This is a genomic window from Thermosynechococcus sp. JY1331, assembly GCF_031583475.1.
In the GTDB taxonomy this organism is placed as follows: Bacteria; Cyanobacteriota; Cyanobacteriia; order Thermosynechococcales; family Thermosynechococcaceae; genus Thermosynechococcus.
In genome coordinates this window covers 1,903,240-1,917,913 of record NZ_CP134180.1, presented here as the reverse complement: position 1 = coordinate 1,917,913, position 14,674 = coordinate 1,903,240, and the positions used below count along the sequence as shown (strand labels likewise).

Annotated in this window: 15 protein-coding genes; 4 read left to right on the top strand and 11 right to left on the bottom strand. The window is 51.9% G+C overall.

Features of this window, described 5'->3' with window-relative positions:
• Positions 1 to 55: 55 nt before the first annotated feature.
• From fldA to RHJ31_RS09305, 11 genes are all read right to left on the bottom strand, one after another.
• On the bottom strand, positions 56 to 568 hold the full coding sequence (gene fldA / locus RHJ31_RS09355) for a flavodoxin FldA (RefSeq protein WP_206199479.1): 513 nt from the start codon (positions 566 to 568) through the stop codon (positions 56 to 58).
• Between the two features lie 333 nt (positions 569 to 901).
• Positions 902 to 1,450 (bottom strand): PepSY domain-containing protein, encoded by a 549-nt coding sequence (locus RHJ31_RS09350; protein ID WP_206199480.1) that lies wholly within the window; start codon positions 1,448 to 1,450, stop codon positions 902 to 904.
• Between the two features lie 51 nt (positions 1,451 to 1,501).
• Positions 1,502 to 2,176, bottom strand: a complete 675-nt coding sequence (locus RHJ31_RS09345; RefSeq protein ID WP_302676419.1) for a Fe2+-dependent dioxygenase — start codon at positions 2,174 to 2,176, stop codon at positions 1,502 to 1,504.
• Between the two features lie 128 nt (positions 2,177 to 2,304).
• Positions 2,305 to 2,526 carry a hypothetical protein gene (locus tag RHJ31_RS09340; protein ID WP_302676418.1) on the bottom strand — a complete coding sequence of 74 codons (222 nt, stop codon included), beginning with the start codon at positions 2,524 to 2,526 and terminating at the stop codon, positions 2,305 to 2,307.
• Between the two features lie 138 nt (positions 2,527 to 2,664).
• Positions 2,665 to 4,068 (bottom strand): cell wall metabolism sensor histidine kinase WalK, encoded by a 1,404-nt coding sequence (locus RHJ31_RS09335; protein ID WP_302676417.1) that lies wholly within the window; start codon positions 4,066 to 4,068, stop codon positions 2,665 to 2,667.
• Positions 4,022 to 4,711, bottom strand: a complete 690-nt coding sequence (locus tag RHJ31_RS09330; protein ID WP_302676416.1) for a response regulator transcription factor — start codon at positions 4,709 to 4,711, stop codon at positions 4,022 to 4,024. The genes RHJ31_RS09335 and RHJ31_RS09330 overlap by 47 nt, the downstream gene beginning before the upstream one ends.
• 50 nt (positions 4,712 to 4,761) lie before the next feature.
• A complete protein-coding gene (gene argJ, locus RHJ31_RS09325; protein WP_302676415.1) occupies positions 4,762 to 6,021 on the bottom strand; it encodes a bifunctional glutamate N-acetyltransferase/amino-acid acetyltransferase ArgJ in 1,260 nt (419 codons plus the stop codon).
• An 81-nt stretch (positions 6,022 to 6,102) separates the two neighbouring features.
• Positions 6,103 to 6,690, bottom strand: a complete 588-nt coding sequence (locus tag RHJ31_RS09320; protein WP_206199485.1) for a Uma2 family endonuclease — start codon at positions 6,688 to 6,690, stop codon at positions 6,103 to 6,105.
• A 6-nt stretch (positions 6,691 to 6,696) separates the two neighbouring features.
• Entirely contained in the window at positions 6,697 to 9,732 is a 3,036-nt protein-coding gene (gene ppc, locus RHJ31_RS09315; protein WP_302676414.1) for a phosphoenolpyruvate carboxylase, read from the bottom strand.
• 102 nt (positions 9,733 to 9,834) lie between these two features.
• Positions 9,835 to 11,334 (bottom strand): DUF3352 domain-containing protein, encoded by a 1,500-nt coding sequence (locus tag RHJ31_RS09310; RefSeq protein WP_302676413.1) that lies wholly within the window; start codon positions 11,332 to 11,334, stop codon positions 9,835 to 9,837.
• A 26-nt stretch (positions 11,335 to 11,360) separates the two neighbouring features.
• Entirely contained in the window at positions 11,361 to 12,365 is a 1,005-nt protein-coding gene (locus tag RHJ31_RS09305) for a phosphoribulokinase (protein WP_149818046.1), read from the bottom strand.
• 210 nt (positions 12,366 to 12,575) lie between these two features.
• Between RHJ31_RS09305 and RHJ31_RS09300 the strand changes: the two genes are divergently transcribed.
• From RHJ31_RS09300 to RHJ31_RS09285, 4 genes are all read left to right on the top strand, one after another.
• Entirely contained in the window at positions 12,576 to 12,758 is a 183-nt protein-coding gene (locus tag RHJ31_RS09300; RefSeq protein ID WP_024124949.1) for a 50S ribosomal protein L32, read from the top strand.
• Positions 12,759 to 12,761: 3 nt separating this feature from the next.
• Positions 12,762 to 12,935 (top strand): hypothetical protein, encoded by a 174-nt coding sequence (locus tag RHJ31_RS09295; RefSeq protein WP_149818048.1) that lies wholly within the window; start codon positions 12,762 to 12,764, stop codon positions 12,933 to 12,935.
• 24 nt (positions 12,936 to 12,959) lie between these two features.
• Positions 12,960 to 13,742, top strand: coding sequence for a 2,2'-beta-hydroxylase CrtG (crtG, locus tag RHJ31_RS09290; protein ID WP_302676412.1), 783 nt, complete (start codon positions 12,960 to 12,962; stop codon positions 13,740 to 13,742).
• Between the two features lie 71 nt (positions 13,743 to 13,813).
• Complete coding sequence (locus RHJ31_RS09285; protein ID WP_302676411.1) at positions 13,814 to 14,599, top strand: hypothetical protein; 786 nt, start codon at positions 13,814 to 13,816, stop codon at positions 14,597 to 14,599.
• The last annotated feature ends 75 nt before the right edge of the window (positions 14,600 to 14,674 follow it).

Sequence of the window (14,674 nt, the reverse complement as noted above, 5' to 3'; positions counted from 1 at the left end):
CAAAATTCTTCAAGAGAGAGGCAACCCTGCATTCACTGAGTTGCCCCAAAACCGTCTAGAGACCAAACTCTTGCTTGAGTTGTGCGACCCACTGCTGAACGCGTTGATCCGTAAGATCGGACTGGTTGTCTTCATCAATGAGTAGACCCACAAACCGATCTCCCCGCAGCGCTTGGGAGGCATTGAATTCATACCCCGCCGTCGACCAGTATCCTACCGTCTCACCACCCCGTTCACTAATTTTTGCCTCAAGAATACCAATGGCATCGCCAAAGTTGTCAGCATAGCCCACTTGATCTCCTGCGCCAAAGTAGGCCACTTGTTTGCCAGTGAAATCAATGCTGTCTAGCTCCTCGTAAAAGCCCTCCCAGTCGGCCTGTAGTTCGCCCACATTCCACGTTGGACAGCCGATAATCAGACGATCGTAGGCCTCAAAGTCAGAGGGACTCGCTGATGCTATATCATGCAGTTCTACCACCGCAGCATTGGCAAAGGCGGACTGGATTTTCTCTGCAATCATCTGGGTGTTGCCAGTTTGGGTTCCATAAAATAAGCCAATTGTTGCCATCGATAACATCCTCGTAAATTTTTGCTGGCGTTCTCCTAGGATGTTCTGGGGCGATCGGCAGGATTGAGGAGCCTGTGAACACTGTCGTGCTCCCCTATTTATTATTGCAAATTTATTTCAACTGGAAACCTGTTTTAGAGGACTCGCTGTTGATCGTCCAAAAATTTCGAGCCTCTGTTCAGCACCGATTGTGCCCTCAATGGAGTCGTCGTAGTTGGCAATCAAAGCTCCCTTGTACTGAAGCAGCTATGGTCAAGAGGCCAACCAAGGGCAGAAGGTTCTTAGGAATCTGAGTAAGCGATCCCCACCATCTAGGCGGTGCTGCTGGCGAGATCACCCGAAGCGCTTACCGCGCATTTTCCAGCCCGTTAAAAACATCAGGAGCAAGACGCCACTGAGCGCCAAGATGTAGAGAGGCTTGAAGGCAACACCCAAATAGGCTCCTTCATGGATCTGGAGTAAGACAGCCAGCTGCTGTTTTGGCAAATGCAGCCACTGTTGACTCAAGTGGTAAGCAACTCCTGTGATGGCACTCACCAAAAGCGGCAGCAAGACAACAATAGCTCCATACTGATGAATGAGTCTCAGGCTGCTGCTTGGCTGAGCCAGCCGGTGGTACTGCTTGAGTCGTCTGGGATTGATTAACCTAAAACCACTGACGGTCAGTACGACCACCCCTAAGCCCAAGCAGAGCACATAGAGCAAACTGAAGGACTCCCCCAAAAAGGCGCCCGTATGGATTGTCATCATCAATTTGCCAAAGTCTTTGGATAGTCCTAGCCAACTGCGACCCAACCGATAGGCCAAGCCTGTCCACATCGTTAACCCCAAGGGCAGCCACAGCGCGATCGCGACTTGACGATGCAGTTGACGTATTTTCATTCTCGCCCGTCTCCATTCAACTCAGTAGATTCCTGAAAGGAATACCTTGGCTTAAACATCTGCCCATTTGCGCAGTAAATTGGCGTGCACCTTGCAGAGCAGGTCAAACTCAATGGTTTTCCCCTGTTTTTCAAAAATGCTGCGGCGAACAGTATCCAGTTCAAACAGCAGTTCTCGTTCCAAGGGATCGCGAATTAAACTTTGCACCCATGTGACTGCTACAAGGCGAACACCCTGACTCAGCGGTTCCACTCGATGCAAAAAGATGGCTGGATACGCAATCATTGAGCCCGCAGGCAACCTAAAGGACTGTTCGCCCAAACTGGTATCGAGAACCAAGGCTCCCCCTTCATAGGTACAAGGATCACTCAGAAAGAGGGTGAGGGACACATCAGAGCGACTCAACTGCTCACCGCTACCCATTAGGGCATTATCCATATGGCTGCCATAGACCATGCCGGGTTCGTAGCGGCTAAAAAGGATGGGACGGATGACCTTAGGTTGTACATAGGCTTGGAAGAGATGATTTCTTGTTAAGGCTGCAAGCACGATTTCTGAAGCCAGCGCATACGCCTCACTGTCTTGCGCCAATTGTTGATTGTCTTTAACCGTTCTTGCATAGAGCCCGGCAGTCAATTTGCCATCTACAAAGACCCCTGACTCAAGGATGGCATTTAGGCGATGCAGTTCTTCAGAGGTTAAGACTTGATGGACTTGCAGTAGCATTGGCTTGCTTTCCTAGGGGCTGACCCATAAAGACAACAACTTGGGGGGAGGAAAAACAAGGTTAACATCCTCCCCGGCCTGAAGGCTGTAGATTCCTCACCTCGGAATTCGGACTTCCTGCTCTAACTTTACGAATGGGAATAGGACCACCCGCGTCGGCGTCGATAACGACCCTCTCCACCTTCCTCGCCTTCGCCCCATTCACCTCCTTCGGCCATCAGGTAAATGCTGGAGCCAATGGTTCGGTTTTTCGTAGCAGCGACAGCAGAAGCACTGGCAGCCGGCGCTGGGAACTCATAGGACACCCCTCCCTCTTCAGTACCGGCACTGGGATTGCTGCAACTCGCCATTGTGCTTGCCAATCCTAGGGAGACAAATAGGCAGAGGGCTTTTGAACCGTAACTATTCATAGGTTGCTCCTTGTTCAATGGGCTTTTACCCCATGATTGTGCTCAAGAAAAGTAACAATCTAGGGAAGGTTGCTGTACTTAGGAGCGTGCGGGGAGCTTGACTGTAAAGGTGGTTCCCTGATGCCGCTGACTCTGGACGTCTACCGTGCCCCCATAGTGCTCAACAAGCGCCTTCACCACTGCTAAACCTAGCCCTGAGCCTTGGGCATGGTACAACTGTGCCTCCTGAGAACGCCAAAAGCGATTAAACACTCGGCAGATGTCTTCGGGAGGAATACCGATGCCAGTATCCTGAACCTCAACAATCGCAAACGCCCCCCTTTTTTTGAGGTCAATGGTTACAGCCCCATGGCTAGGGGTATAGTGAAGCGCATTATCCAAAAGATTGCTAAAAATCTCATAAATTTGTTCAGGATTGCCATAGACATAGGCATTGGTATCACAGTGATAGGTCAGATGAATCTGTTTTTTCTTAGCGCGATCGTACTGTAGCTCAACGAGTGACTCCAATAGCTCATCCAAGTCAACATTGACCCATTGACTCTGATCAAGTTTATGATGATCCATACGCGCTAGGAGCAATAGCTGATTGATCAAGGTATTCATCTGGTAACAGGCGGATAAAATTACTTTGAATTTATTTGATTGGGATGGTTCAAGATTCTTGGAGTATTGCTCTAGCAAGGAAATCGAAGATTGAATTGCCGTTAGGGGATGTCGCAATTGATGGGAGGCATCTGCAGTGAATTGTTTTAATTGATTGAGTGAAATGAGAATCGGTTGAAGACTTTGATTAGTTAACCAAAATGCTGCCAAAAGCGTAATCATACTAATGCCGAGGATATTCAATAGAAAGATAGATTTTAAGTATTCTAGCTCCCGATCTAACTCAGCGGTTGATTCTATGACACAGACATAGCCAATGGCTTGGCGATGAGGCTCCATTTTGTTTGCTCTGGCATATACCGGCAGAAAGAAATAGCGATATTGATCTTCTTTGACAATTGTTCCAGCGTCAGAAAGATGATTGGGTATACTCACTTGATCCATCCTTCTGCCTTCATAAACAATTAATTTCTTATCCTTGTCATACCATTGAACACTCTGAGAAAAATGACTGGGGAAGTTTGTCATGACTTCATAGACAGACTCAAAATAATACTTGCCCATTAATTGAGAAACTGTAATTGGTTGCAAGTCTCCTGAAACATTTTTAGGAACATACCCTTTATATTTTGGTTCTTTCTTTAACTCTTCATACTCGTGCTGCAGGATTTCCAAAATATTTGCAGACTGGGTGCCTACTTCTTTTAGATGATCGTCGAGTTGATTGTAGCGGTGATAAACAATCAGAGAGTAAATTGAGAATGAGGAGATAGATAAAATTCCAGTAATCACCAAAAAGTATATAAAAAATAGGCGATGCCGCAGATTGCTAAGTCGGCGATTCAAAGTTGGGATTAAGCCGATAGCCAAAACCATAGACAGTTTCAATAAAATTAGGAGGAGCCCCGCCTGCGTTCAGTTTATGCCGCAGTCTCTTTAAGTGTACTTTAACGGCTTCTTCCCCTGGCACTTCCTCCAATGACCACGCATGATCGATAATTGCTGAGCGGCTAAGGATGCGACTGCCGTTACGCAACAACACCTCCAAAATGGCATACTCTTTGGGGGTCAGCTGGAGCTCTTGGTTGTTATAGGTGACTTTGGCTTTGTCTAGATATAGGGTGAGGGCGCCCCACCTAAGAACAGAGGAAAATGGTAACGACTGACGCCTCAGTAGGGCACGCACCCTAGCCAACAGTTCGGCCAGATCAAAGGGTTTGACCAGATAATCGTCGGCGCCGGCATCAAGACCCATGACTTTGTCAGTACTGGTGTCTCGAGCCGTTAGGATCAAAATAGGCAGCTGGTAGGCTCTCTGGCGAAGGATTTGGCACAGTCTTAGGCCGTCCATGCGCGGTAAGCCCAGATCTAAAATCAGTAGGTCAAAGGCAGTGGCCTCTAAATACTCAAGAGCTGATTCGGCATCATGTACCACTTCAGGGGTGTAGCGCTGATGGGCTAGGGATTCGGCAATTAAGTTGGCGATGGTTTGATCGTCTTCAACAATTAAAATTTTCATTAAGGCCGGCGGCGTGGGGACACCCCTGTGTTCGTTGCCCAGCTGTAGGACTAGGTGGTGTACTCGGCATTAATTTTAACGTAATCATAGCTGAGATCACAGCCCCAAGCGACACCTCGACCACTGCCATGACCAATACTGACTTCAATCACCACCGGATGTTCGAGGGACTGCTGGCCACTGGGATCGCTACTAGCGGCGGCTTGATTGACTAAGTAGGCATTGGCAGCGGCGCGATCGAAGGGTAAGGGTTGACCTTGGCGCATCATGGCAATTCCCCCAAGGGAAATGGCCAGATTACTGGCATCAAAGGGCACCCCAGCGCGGCCAGCAGCGGCGGCAATGCGTCCCCAGTTGGGATCCCGTCCATAGATGGCTGATTTGACGAGCATTGAACCCGCAATGGTTCTGGCCACTTGACGGGCAGCGGCATCATCACTGGCACCACTCACCTGAACTTCAATGAGACAGGTCGCCCCCTCGCCATCACGGGCGATCGCCTTGGCTAAATGGACACAGACCGCCGTTAACATTTCCTCAAGGCGGCTGGCTGCTGCGCCCGGCGCCGTAATCGCAGGGGTGCGCGATTGTCCATTGGCCAAAGCAATCACACTGTCATTGGTGCTGGTATCGCCATCAACGGTAATTTGATTGAAGGAGCGATCGCAGGCACGTTGCAGCATCTCCTGCCACAGAGGGGGCGACACAGCAGCATCACAGGTAATAAAGGCCAGCATCGTCGCCATATTGGGGTGAATCATTCCTGACCCCTTGGCCATGCCGCCAATGCGAATGGGCTGCCCCTCCCACTCGGCTTCGAGGGCAATTTGCTTGGGCACCAAATCTGTGGTCATAATTGCCCGCGCCGCGGCATCTCCACCTGCATCACTCAAGTTCGCTGTCAGTGCCGGTAGAGCTTGGCGCATTTTCTCAAGAGGAATGGGTTGACCAATGACCCCCGTCGAAGCCACGAGCACCATCTCTGGACTTACCCCCAAGGCCGTTGCCACCATATCTGCTTGGGCGAAAACCGCCTGCCAGCCCTGTTCTCCCGTAGCCGCATTGGCCTGACCGGAATTACACAAAATCGCCTGCGCTGTTCCCTTCGTTTGTAACCGCTGACGACAGTAGGTGACAGGTGCCGCACACATGTGGTTCGTCGTAAATACCCCAGCGGCGATCGCCGGCACATCGGAAACAATCAAGGCCAAATCCAGTGCCCCTGAAGCTTTGAGTCCTGCCGCAATGCCCGCAGCTCGATAGCCTTTGGCGGCAGTCACACCACCCGTAATCTGTTGCCAGTGGCTCATAGCGTCGTCAATAAGAGAATCGTTGCGATTATATCAAGGGTCTTTCCCAAAACAGCCACTATTAACGGTTTTTGCAGAAGTCTAGGGGAAAATACGACTCAAGGGGAGCCGTTGTTCAGTGATCGGCAGGGCGATCGCTCCCGTCGCGGGCACAATTCGCCGATTCAAATACCCAAAGGTTGTCGGTGTAATTTGCGCTGGTTCACTATAGGCTTCGAGAGTGCGATCCACCAAGTTAAAAAGCCAGTAGTGGGGAATCCCTGCCTCGGCATAGAGCATCAATTTCACAGTGCGATCGTACTCTAGGGAAGAGTCCGCCACCTCAATTAGCAATTGCACTGCCGCTGCTGTCGGATGCGCCGTGGCGTAATCATCCTCCCGATTGTCAACAAGGGTAATGTCTGGCTCAGGTTCACTGTGATCTGCAATTACAATCGGCGATTGACAGCGTAGGGTTGCCCGCTCACCCACCATTGGCATTAAGACCCGCAGGAGTCGGGTGATACAGGTTTCGTGGGCTGTCCCCTTAGCCGCCATCTTAATCAGTTCCCCCCGCACTAATTCGATGGGATCATCCTCGCCCAAAAAGCCGAGTTCAGCTAAACGGTGATAGTCCTCAATGCGGAAGTGCAGCGGGGATGGTGTTAATGTGCGAGTCGTCGGGTTCATGATTGTTTAGCCCGTATTGCGCATACCTGCCGCCACACCATTGATCGTCAAGAGAGCGCCCCGCAGCAACTCACCCCGGCCATAGCGGGAGCGGAGAATCGCCCCAGAGGTGGTTTGGCTGTTGTGCTGGCGTAGCCGTTTCAGGAGAGATACTTGCAGGAACCCCAAGGGAACAATGGTGCGATTGCGCAGTTGCACCGATCGCTGGAGCGCCGGATCGCCATCGAGTAGCCGCTCATGGCCAGTAATCGTGAGCACCAGTTCCGTGGTCAGGCGATGTTCCTGAGCAATCTGATCGTAGAGGCGGAAAAAGGCTTCACGGTTTTGGGGTTGGCTGAGTTCTTGGACATAGTAGCGGGCAATCTCTAGATCCACTTTGGCAAGGGTCATCTCAACTTTGGAGATCACCATGCGGAAAAAGGGCCATTTGTAGTAGAAGTAGCGCAACAGGGAGAGATGCTCAGCGGGTTTTTCCGCAAGGAATTCCTTCAGGGCAGTGCCCACACCATACCAAGCCGGCAGCAGGAAACGGGTTTGCGTCCAACTAAAGACCCAGGGGATAGCCCGCAAGCTCTCAAAGGTTTTCTTGCCCCCCCGCCGCGTGGGTCGGGAGCTAATTTGCAGTTGACTAATTTCCTGAATCGGGGTGACTTCGTTAAAGAATTCAATGAATTCTGGCTGCTCATAGATGAGATGGCGATAGCATTGGCGCGATCGCGTGGCCAACTCCTCCATAATCTCGTGCCAAGGCTCAATTTCATCAATACTACTGCGCAGCAAACTCGCTTGGATCACCGCTGTCGCCACTGTTTCGAGGTTAAAGAGCGCCAATTCCGGCAATGAGTATTTAGAGGCCAGCACCTCGCCCTGCTCCGTAATCTTGATTCGTCCTTTGATCGTTTGCTCTGGCTGTGCCAAAATGGCTGCGTAGGCAGGCCCACCCCCTCGCCCCACTGAGCCACCCCGGCCGTGGAAAATCCGCAGTTGGAAGCCAAAATTCTCAGCAATTTTTTGCAGCCGTTGCTGTGCCTTATAAATTTCCCAGTTGCTACTGAGGAAGCCCGAATCTTTGTTGCTGTCGGAATACCCCAGCATCACTTCCTGTAAAAAGGGAGTGCTATGACTGCCTAGATAGCTGTGGCAAAAGGGGAGAGAAAATAATTCCGTCAACACCGCTGGGGCGTGCTTGAGATCCTCAACGGTTTCAAACAAGGGAATGGCCTGAAGGGTACTTGTCCCGGTGGCTGGGTCGAATAGCCCCGCCTCCTTGGCAAAGAGGAGCACCTCCAACAGATCGCTGACCTCGTGGCTCATGCTGATGATGTAGGTATTGCACAGATCAGTGCCAAACTCTTGTTGGAGTTGTCGCACCATACGGAACGTTTCAATGATTTCATTGGTGCGATCGCTAAAGGGGAGTTCCCCCGGAATCAAGGGGCGACGGGTTGAGAGTTCACTGAGGAGCCAGCGAGTGCGTTCCGTTTCCGACAATTCCGTATAGGGACAGGGGAGAATGCCCAAATAGGCGGTAATTTCATTAAGCGCCTCAGCGTGACAGGTGCTTTCTTGGCGAATATCCAAGGCTGCCAAATTAAAGCCAAAAACCTCGACTTGGCAAATCAAATCATCCAGTTCGCGGCAGGCCAGTCCCGTTTCCTTGAGGTTGCGCTGAATTAGCAGCAGCTCCGCTAAAAAATCTTGACCATGGCGATAAAATTGACCGCTGTTGAGATCTTCGGCCTCATGGCGGCGAATACAGTAGGTTTGCAGCGCTCGGTTGCGATCGCGGGTATTTTGCAGCCGTTTGAGCACATAGGTGAGTTTCAGACGGTAGGGTTCCTGCCGATAGCGCACGGCATACTGGTCATAGACGCTAGGGAGTTGCCGTTGATCCTGCTCAAGGGAATCCAGTAAATCCGGCAGCACATCACACCAGTGCAGGGACAAACTCAGCAGATTAATCAACCGCTCAACGGACTTAATATATTCCTCAAGAACTAGGTTGCGCTGGTAACAGGCGGTTTGCCACGTCACTTCCGGTGTCACGTAGGGATTGCCATCGCGATCGCCCCCCACCCAAGAGCCAAAGCGACAGAAATTGTGCCGCGGGGGCTGCAAATAGGGAAACGTTTCATGGAGCGATTGCTCAAGGCGGCGATAGAGCTTGGGAATAACGGCAAAAATGACCTCTTTGAAGTAGTGGAGCGTGTATTCCACCTCATCGAGGACTTCCGGCTTAAATTGGTGCAGTTCATCGGTGCGCCACCAGAGGCGAATTTCCTCCATTAGTTGCGCTCGCAGGGTTTGGGCATTCCAGTCTGTCAGGTGCGGAGAAGCCCCCTCTAGCACATCCAGTTGCTCGAGTAAGCGGGCAACCCGCCGCTGCTTATCGCGAATCGTTTGCCGCACAATTTCCGTCGGGTGAGCGGTGAAAACCAGCTTAATGTCGAGTTGATCCAGCAGCTTTTGAATATGGCGCGGCGGTACATTCAGTGTATGCAGCCGCGGAAAAAGCCAAGCAAAGGAACCATACTGCTGAGTGGCGGGAATGGCTTCGTAGAGACTATGCTCTAGGCGTTCACTCGGTCCACTGCGCACATCCGTTGCATTGGCAGCATTATGGGGCAAGGGAAAGCCTTCACCACTGACACCGGAAATCGTTTCACTCATGACACTGCGGCGGCACAGTCCCTCTTGGGCAGCTCGTTCGCGATTGTATTGTTGCTCGTAGTGCTGCTCGACAATGTTGATAATTTGAAAGTAGAGGTTAAAAGCACGCGCTGCTCTGATCGCTTGATTGAGTTCGAGGGATTCAATGACCTTCAGCAGTTCCCCTTCTGGGGCATGGAGCGCATGGCCTTCTGGCGAAGAGAGAGCACCCAAGCGCCGCAATAGATCAACCAATTCTTGACCGGATTCTGCCGCCAAGACATCTACCAAGACCTCTTCCACCAGTCGCAAACGTGCCTGTAGGGTGCGGGCTGCTAAACTTTCACTTTCAATCAAGCGATCGCGATTGGTCGCATCGAGGACTGATGTCATATTTACCCCAGTCTGCAAACATAATACTCCCTACTTTACCCAATCCTGAGCCAGGGCAGTACAACAATTGATAACAGGCGTATTAAGGATTTGTTAACAGTTCTAATCTTTTTTGCTGCTGAGAATCAGTTCTAGGTGTTGCAAGCGATCGCGCACGCCATAATTCACCAAAGTCATGCTTTGCAGACGTTCCAGCCAGCCAGCACTGATGCCATTAAGATACTGAAGTAACGGCCAACGCTGGCTCAAGGGGGCAAATAGCTCTGGCCAACGGGCATAGACCAACCCATGAATCCCTTGCCGCTGTCGCAGGAGGTTCTCTGGCAACCAAGACACCTTCTTATGCTGGCTAGGGAACAGTACCGATAGGGAGGAGGCCAAGATCAGGCGATCGCCCCGTTGCTCATAGGCCGCGGCCACATCAGAGACCAAGCCTTCACTGGTCTGCGGGTCAAGAATTAATTTCACCCAAGCAGTGACGGGTTCTTTATTCAAGACCAAGCGATTCACCTCATAGCCATTGGCGCGGGCAAGATCATCCAATTGTTGCAGCACAGTTGCCGCCTCTGGGGTATTGCGCGTCTGCCACCACCATTGCCACTGTTCATCGCCTTGGTGCCAAAGGGCAAGGCTAAAGCGATCGCTGGCCAAGGGAAAAATTTGCCTCGTCACGTCCAGCGGTATCTCTGCCGTCAAATCCCGCAGCAGTTGGCTGGCAATCTCATCTCCTTGGGGCGTTCTGCCAAAGCGGTAGTCTGCCAAAGCCTTGGTGAGTTGGCTATAGCCCTCTGGCAAGTGGGAACCCGCAACCACCACCGTCGGCAGCGGTTCTTGGGCACGGCGGAACTCAAGGTCAAGGGGATCAGCAGCCAATGTCGGATCACTGGTGCGGTGCAGCAGCGTTTCCAGATGCAGCTCGTTGTTTTGCGCCTTCACGGCCAACAGCAGGCGATCGTAGGTGGGTGCCAGTTCACGATCCTCACGACTTAGGGATTGCAGGTTGGCATAGTAGAGGGCCGTAGGTTGAGCGTCTAATTGAGATCGCGCCGCTTGATAAAAGCTCAAACCCGCCAGATTACCATCCCCAGTCACCGCTGACCCCAAGCTAGCGATCATGGTCTCCACATCGGCAGCGAGGAGCAGGCGATCGCCCAGTCGTGCCGTCACCAAGTCCTTACCCACTTGGAGGGGGATATTTTGATAGACTTGCGCCTCAAAAGGATGGCTCTGCCAGTAGGTCTCTAAGAAAGCCGTTGCTGCATCTGGCCGCTTCAGGGGCAGAACCCACAACTGCCGCGGGGATGGACACACTTCAGAACAGGGGAACTGGGCAACCGTCACCCCCTCTCCCACCCAAGTACTAACCTCAGACCACGACCAACCCCAATCAGCCAGTTGGGATACCCCAAAACGCTCCCACAAAAAACGCAGCGGATCGCTACTGGGACGTTGATTGAGCTTGAGGACACTCTGGGCTTGGCGGGGGACAAAGATCAGGTCATCGCTATCGGCAGCGAAGGCTGGCTGGCCACAGGTGAGAACCAACCAGCAGAGGATAAAGACCAAAAACGATGACCATAGCGATCGATGGTGCGGTTGCATCAGTGCCCTCAATGTGGCAGGCCAAATTAGCGGTTGGTGACAGTGGCCACATCCCGCGAGGTCAAGCGCTCATAGGTCGCCCGCATTTTCAGCCCCGTCAGCACTTGGAACAGACCCGAACCATTATCGGAACCCGGATAGTCACGGTGCTTTAGCAGCAGTTCCGTCATTTCACCATAGTGCTTGGTGGAGGTATTGCTCAGGTGGCTTTCGATGTAGATCAGTTCATCGAGTTTTTCAAAGCGACCGTCCACTTCTAACACCGAAACGGGGTGACCATAGTATTCATCAGGCCCGTAGCTGAGGCGGATGCCCGGATAAGAGCAGGTGAGCTTACGACCGCAGGGAATCCAAGTAATCGTGGAGCCTTCATCAAAAAGATAGACTGGCTCAAAGCCGGGGATGCCTTCCCGTTGCAGCATCCGTACCCGCAGGATATTGCCGACTTTCTCTTCTTTGACCAACTGGGTCGGCAGAATTTGCAAGACCACGTCAGCGTACTGCTTTTGGGGATCGATATAGGCCATGAAGTCGGGGCGACGGGCATTGATGGAGGCAATCACGTCTTCGTAGCTATGACCCCGCTCGGCCATGTCGCGCTTGATCTTCCAAGCAATTTTTACATCGTCGCTGATGTCGAGATAGACACTAAAGTCAATCAGCGATCGCACCCGTTCATCGTAAAGAGGATGCAGCCCTTCAATCACAATCACGTGGTTGGGATCAACCCTCTCTGGCGGGTCAATCGTCCCCGTTTCGTGGTTGTAGATGGGTTTCATGATTGATTCGCCATTTTTGAGAGCCTTGATCTGCTCATACATCAGATCAAAGTTGTTGGCGCGGGGATCAAGAGCCGTAATCCCCGTTTCTTTCCGCTGCTTGCGATCCAGACTGTGATAGTCATCCAAGCAAATCACAGTCATAAACTCTTCGCCAAACAGATCGGCCAGTCGGCGCAAAAACGTTGATTTACCACAGCCGGAGTCTCCAGCAACGCCGATGAGAACCACACGGTCTGGCTTACTGCTCATAGCTGACGATTCCCTTTGCTCGTAGAAGTGGACATCCCCTGATGGGGTGGTTCAGTATTCCCTTACTGATATTACAAGGGTGGTGTCCCTCTGTGATAGTTTTTTGGTCAAAAAGAGGAACATTGCCCTCCATAGGGGGGAGCGGTGGTTGCCCTAGGGAAGCGTTTGGGATACACTAGTAGATTGCGAAAGTTAGTCCTAGGGATCATCATGGCCTGCCCCAAGAAGAAAACCTCGAAGTCCAAGCGCAGTATGCGTCGTGCGGTCTGGAAGCGCCAAGCTGCCCTTCAAGCGCAACGTGCCCTTTCCATTGGCAAGTCTATTTTGACCGAGCGCGCCCAAGGCTTCTACTTCCCTGAAGCTGAAGAAGAAAACGAAGACGAACAGGAGTAATCCATGGCCACTCCCACGGAGCCAAGCCGCACCCCAAAACTGGAAACCCCCAAGTACGGCTTCAATACTTTTGCTGAGCGGATCAATGGTCGTGCTGCTATGGTTGGTCTTGTGGCTCTTTTGTTATGGGAATATTGGACAGGAGAGGGCTTGCTCCACTGGTTGGGCTGGGTCTAGGGGACGCATTTAGCACTTTTTTGCATGATTCCCTACAACCTCAGTGACCCCCGCCTCTTTGGCATTATGGTTGGGGTCATGTTTTTGATGGTGGTCAGCCGCCTCGTGCTGGTGGCCGGCTTTTTTTCGCTTGTATATGTGGTGGCTCGCTGGACGCCCCTGAGGAAACGGCGGGTCAATTTGCGCCCCTACCAGCGGGGACAGTTTTGGCAGGAGTTTGGCTGGTCGTTGGTGACAGCGGCTATTTTTGCGTTGGCGGGGGCGATCGCCGCAGTGATGTGGCAGCGGGGCTGGACAGCGGTTTATCTAGAGTTAAATTCCCTTTGGGACTACATTTACTTTCCCTTGAGTATTGGCCTTGTGCTGCTGCTCCACGAAACCTACTACTATTGGCTCCATCGCTGGATGCACCAACCGAAAATTTATCGCCGTGTCCATCGGGTGCATCACCATAGCATTGTGGCCTCGCCCTGGACGGCCTTTTCCTTTCACCCGTGGGAAGCGCTCCTACAGGCCATTTTCCTGCCGCTGATTATTGTGCTTGTGCCGCTGCACCCCTACGCGATCGTGATTCAGCTCAGCCTGATGACGGTCTCCAGTGTGATCAACCATCTGAATTTAGAGATTTATCCCCGTGGCTTTGCCGAGCATTGGTTGGGACAGTGGTTGATTGGCGCCACCCACCACAGTTTGCACCATAGTCAGTTTCGCTGTAACTATGGCCTCTATTTCACCTTTTGGGATCGCTGGCTGGGGACAGAGAGCCGCGATTACCTTCCCCTGTTTCGCGATCGCACCCAAGGCTGAAGAAAGAATGAATTCTGCATAGGCCAATTGGCCAAGGCGTAGGACAGTTCGTCTAGTTCAGTGGCAGTGAGATGGTCAAGGCACTTTCCTTTCCGATGATGGCGGAGCGGCAACATCCTTTAATTCAGCCGCTACTCACTTGGTCTGATGAAGCACTGATCAAGGCCTTTCAGGAGGAGCGCGATCGCGGCTGCTACTTTGTTGCCCTTTATTGTCGCTATGCTGCCCTTGTCTATAGTGTGCTGCAACACCACGGGCGATCGCCCGTACAAGTGGACTATCTGTTTGCTAAGGTGTGGCATGGGCTATTTTTTAGCCTTGACCGTTTGGAATTTACTCCTGAAGGGGTGAAAATTGGCGATGAGGAAGCTCGCTCCCTGCGCAATTGGATTGTCAACCGCACCGCTACCCTGATTCAAGAGGAACTCCCCGGCATTGAGCACATTACCTATGTCCTGCAGGATGCGCCACCGCCCCTTTGGTGCTACTTAGAAGCCAGCCTTGCCTACTTGAGTCCCCTGAGCCGCCTCGTGCTAGTGACCACCCAAACCTTTCACTGGAACCTTGAGCGCGTGCGCGCCTATTTAGAAGTTCAAGGGGAAACCTACAGCCTTGAGGAACTCAACCAGCATTTAGAAGAGGGGCTAGTACGCATCGCGGAGTATCTGCCGCCGGATATTCGCCAAATTTACTTAATGCCCGATCTCGCTTCAGAGGAACCCCCCACCGTTCAACCCACTCTCGAAGAACTCTTTCCCAATAGCGTTGAGGAAGTGGGCACCCACCTTGAGAGTAACCCGACGGACGCTAGTATTGATAACCTACTGGCAGAGTGGGAGCGGATTCTCTCCAGCTAAGATTATTTTTCCACAGGTGAATCTCACAACGATCTGGGATGCCCCCAAGACCGTCCCTTGTATGCTAGACTCAAT

Excerpts from the sequence above, each read along its gene's own strand:
- RHJ31_RS09340 (WP_302676418.1), bottom strand. The coding sequence starts at position 2,526 with ATGGCGAGTTGCAGCAATCCCAGTGCCGGTACTGAAGAGGGAGGGGTG.
- RHJ31_RS09295 (WP_149818048.1), top strand. The coding sequence starts at position 12,762 with ATGGCCACTCCCACGGAGCCAAGCCGCACCCCAAAACTGGAAACCCCC.
- RHJ31_RS09320 (WP_206199485.1), bottom strand. The coding sequence starts at position 6,690 with ATGAACCCGACGACTCGCACATTAACACCATCCCCGCTGCACTTCCGC.
- RHJ31_RS09350 (WP_206199480.1), bottom strand. The coding sequence starts at position 1,450 with ATGAAAATACGTCAACTGCATCGTCAAGTCGCGATCGCGCTGTGGCTG.
- RHJ31_RS09285 (WP_302676411.1), top strand. The coding sequence starts at position 13,814 with ATGGTCAAGGCACTTTCCTTTCCGATGATGGCGGAGCGGCAACATCCT.
- RHJ31_RS09345 (WP_302676419.1), bottom strand. The coding sequence starts at position 2,176 with ATGCTACTGCAAGTCCATCAAGTCTTAACCTCTGAAGAACTGCATCGC.
- argJ (WP_302676415.1), bottom strand. The coding sequence starts at position 6,021 with ATGAGCCACTGGCAACAGATTACGGGTGGTGTGACTGCCGCCAAAGGC.
- RHJ31_RS09335 (WP_302676417.1), bottom strand. The coding sequence starts at position 4,068 with ATGGTTTTGGCTATCGGCTTAATCCCAACTTTGAATCGCCGACTTAGC.
- fldA (WP_206199479.1), bottom strand. The coding sequence starts at position 568 with ATGGCAACAATTGGCTTATTTTATGGAACCCAAACTGGCAACACCCAG.
- RHJ31_RS09330 (WP_302676416.1), bottom strand. The coding sequence starts at position 4,711 with ATGAAAATTTTAATTGTTGAAGACGATCAAACCATCGCCAACTTAATT.
- RHJ31_RS09305 (WP_149818046.1), bottom strand. The coding sequence starts at position 12,365 with ATGAGCAGTAAGCCAGACCGTGTGGTTCTCATCGGCGTTGCTGGAGAC.
- ppc (WP_302676414.1), bottom strand. The coding sequence starts at position 9,732 with ATGACATCAGTCCTCGATGCGACCAATCGCGATCGCTTGATTGAAAGT.
- crtG (WP_302676412.1), top strand. The coding sequence starts at position 12,960 with ATGATTCCCTACAACCTCAGTGACCCCCGCCTCTTTGGCATTATGGTT.
- RHJ31_RS09300 (WP_024124949.1), top strand. The coding sequence starts at position 12,576 with ATGGCCTGCCCCAAGAAGAAAACCTCGAAGTCCAAGCGCAGTATGCGT.
- RHJ31_RS09310 (WP_302676413.1), bottom strand. The coding sequence starts at position 11,334 with ATGCAACCGCACCATCGATCGCTATGGTCATCGTTTTTGGTCTTTATC.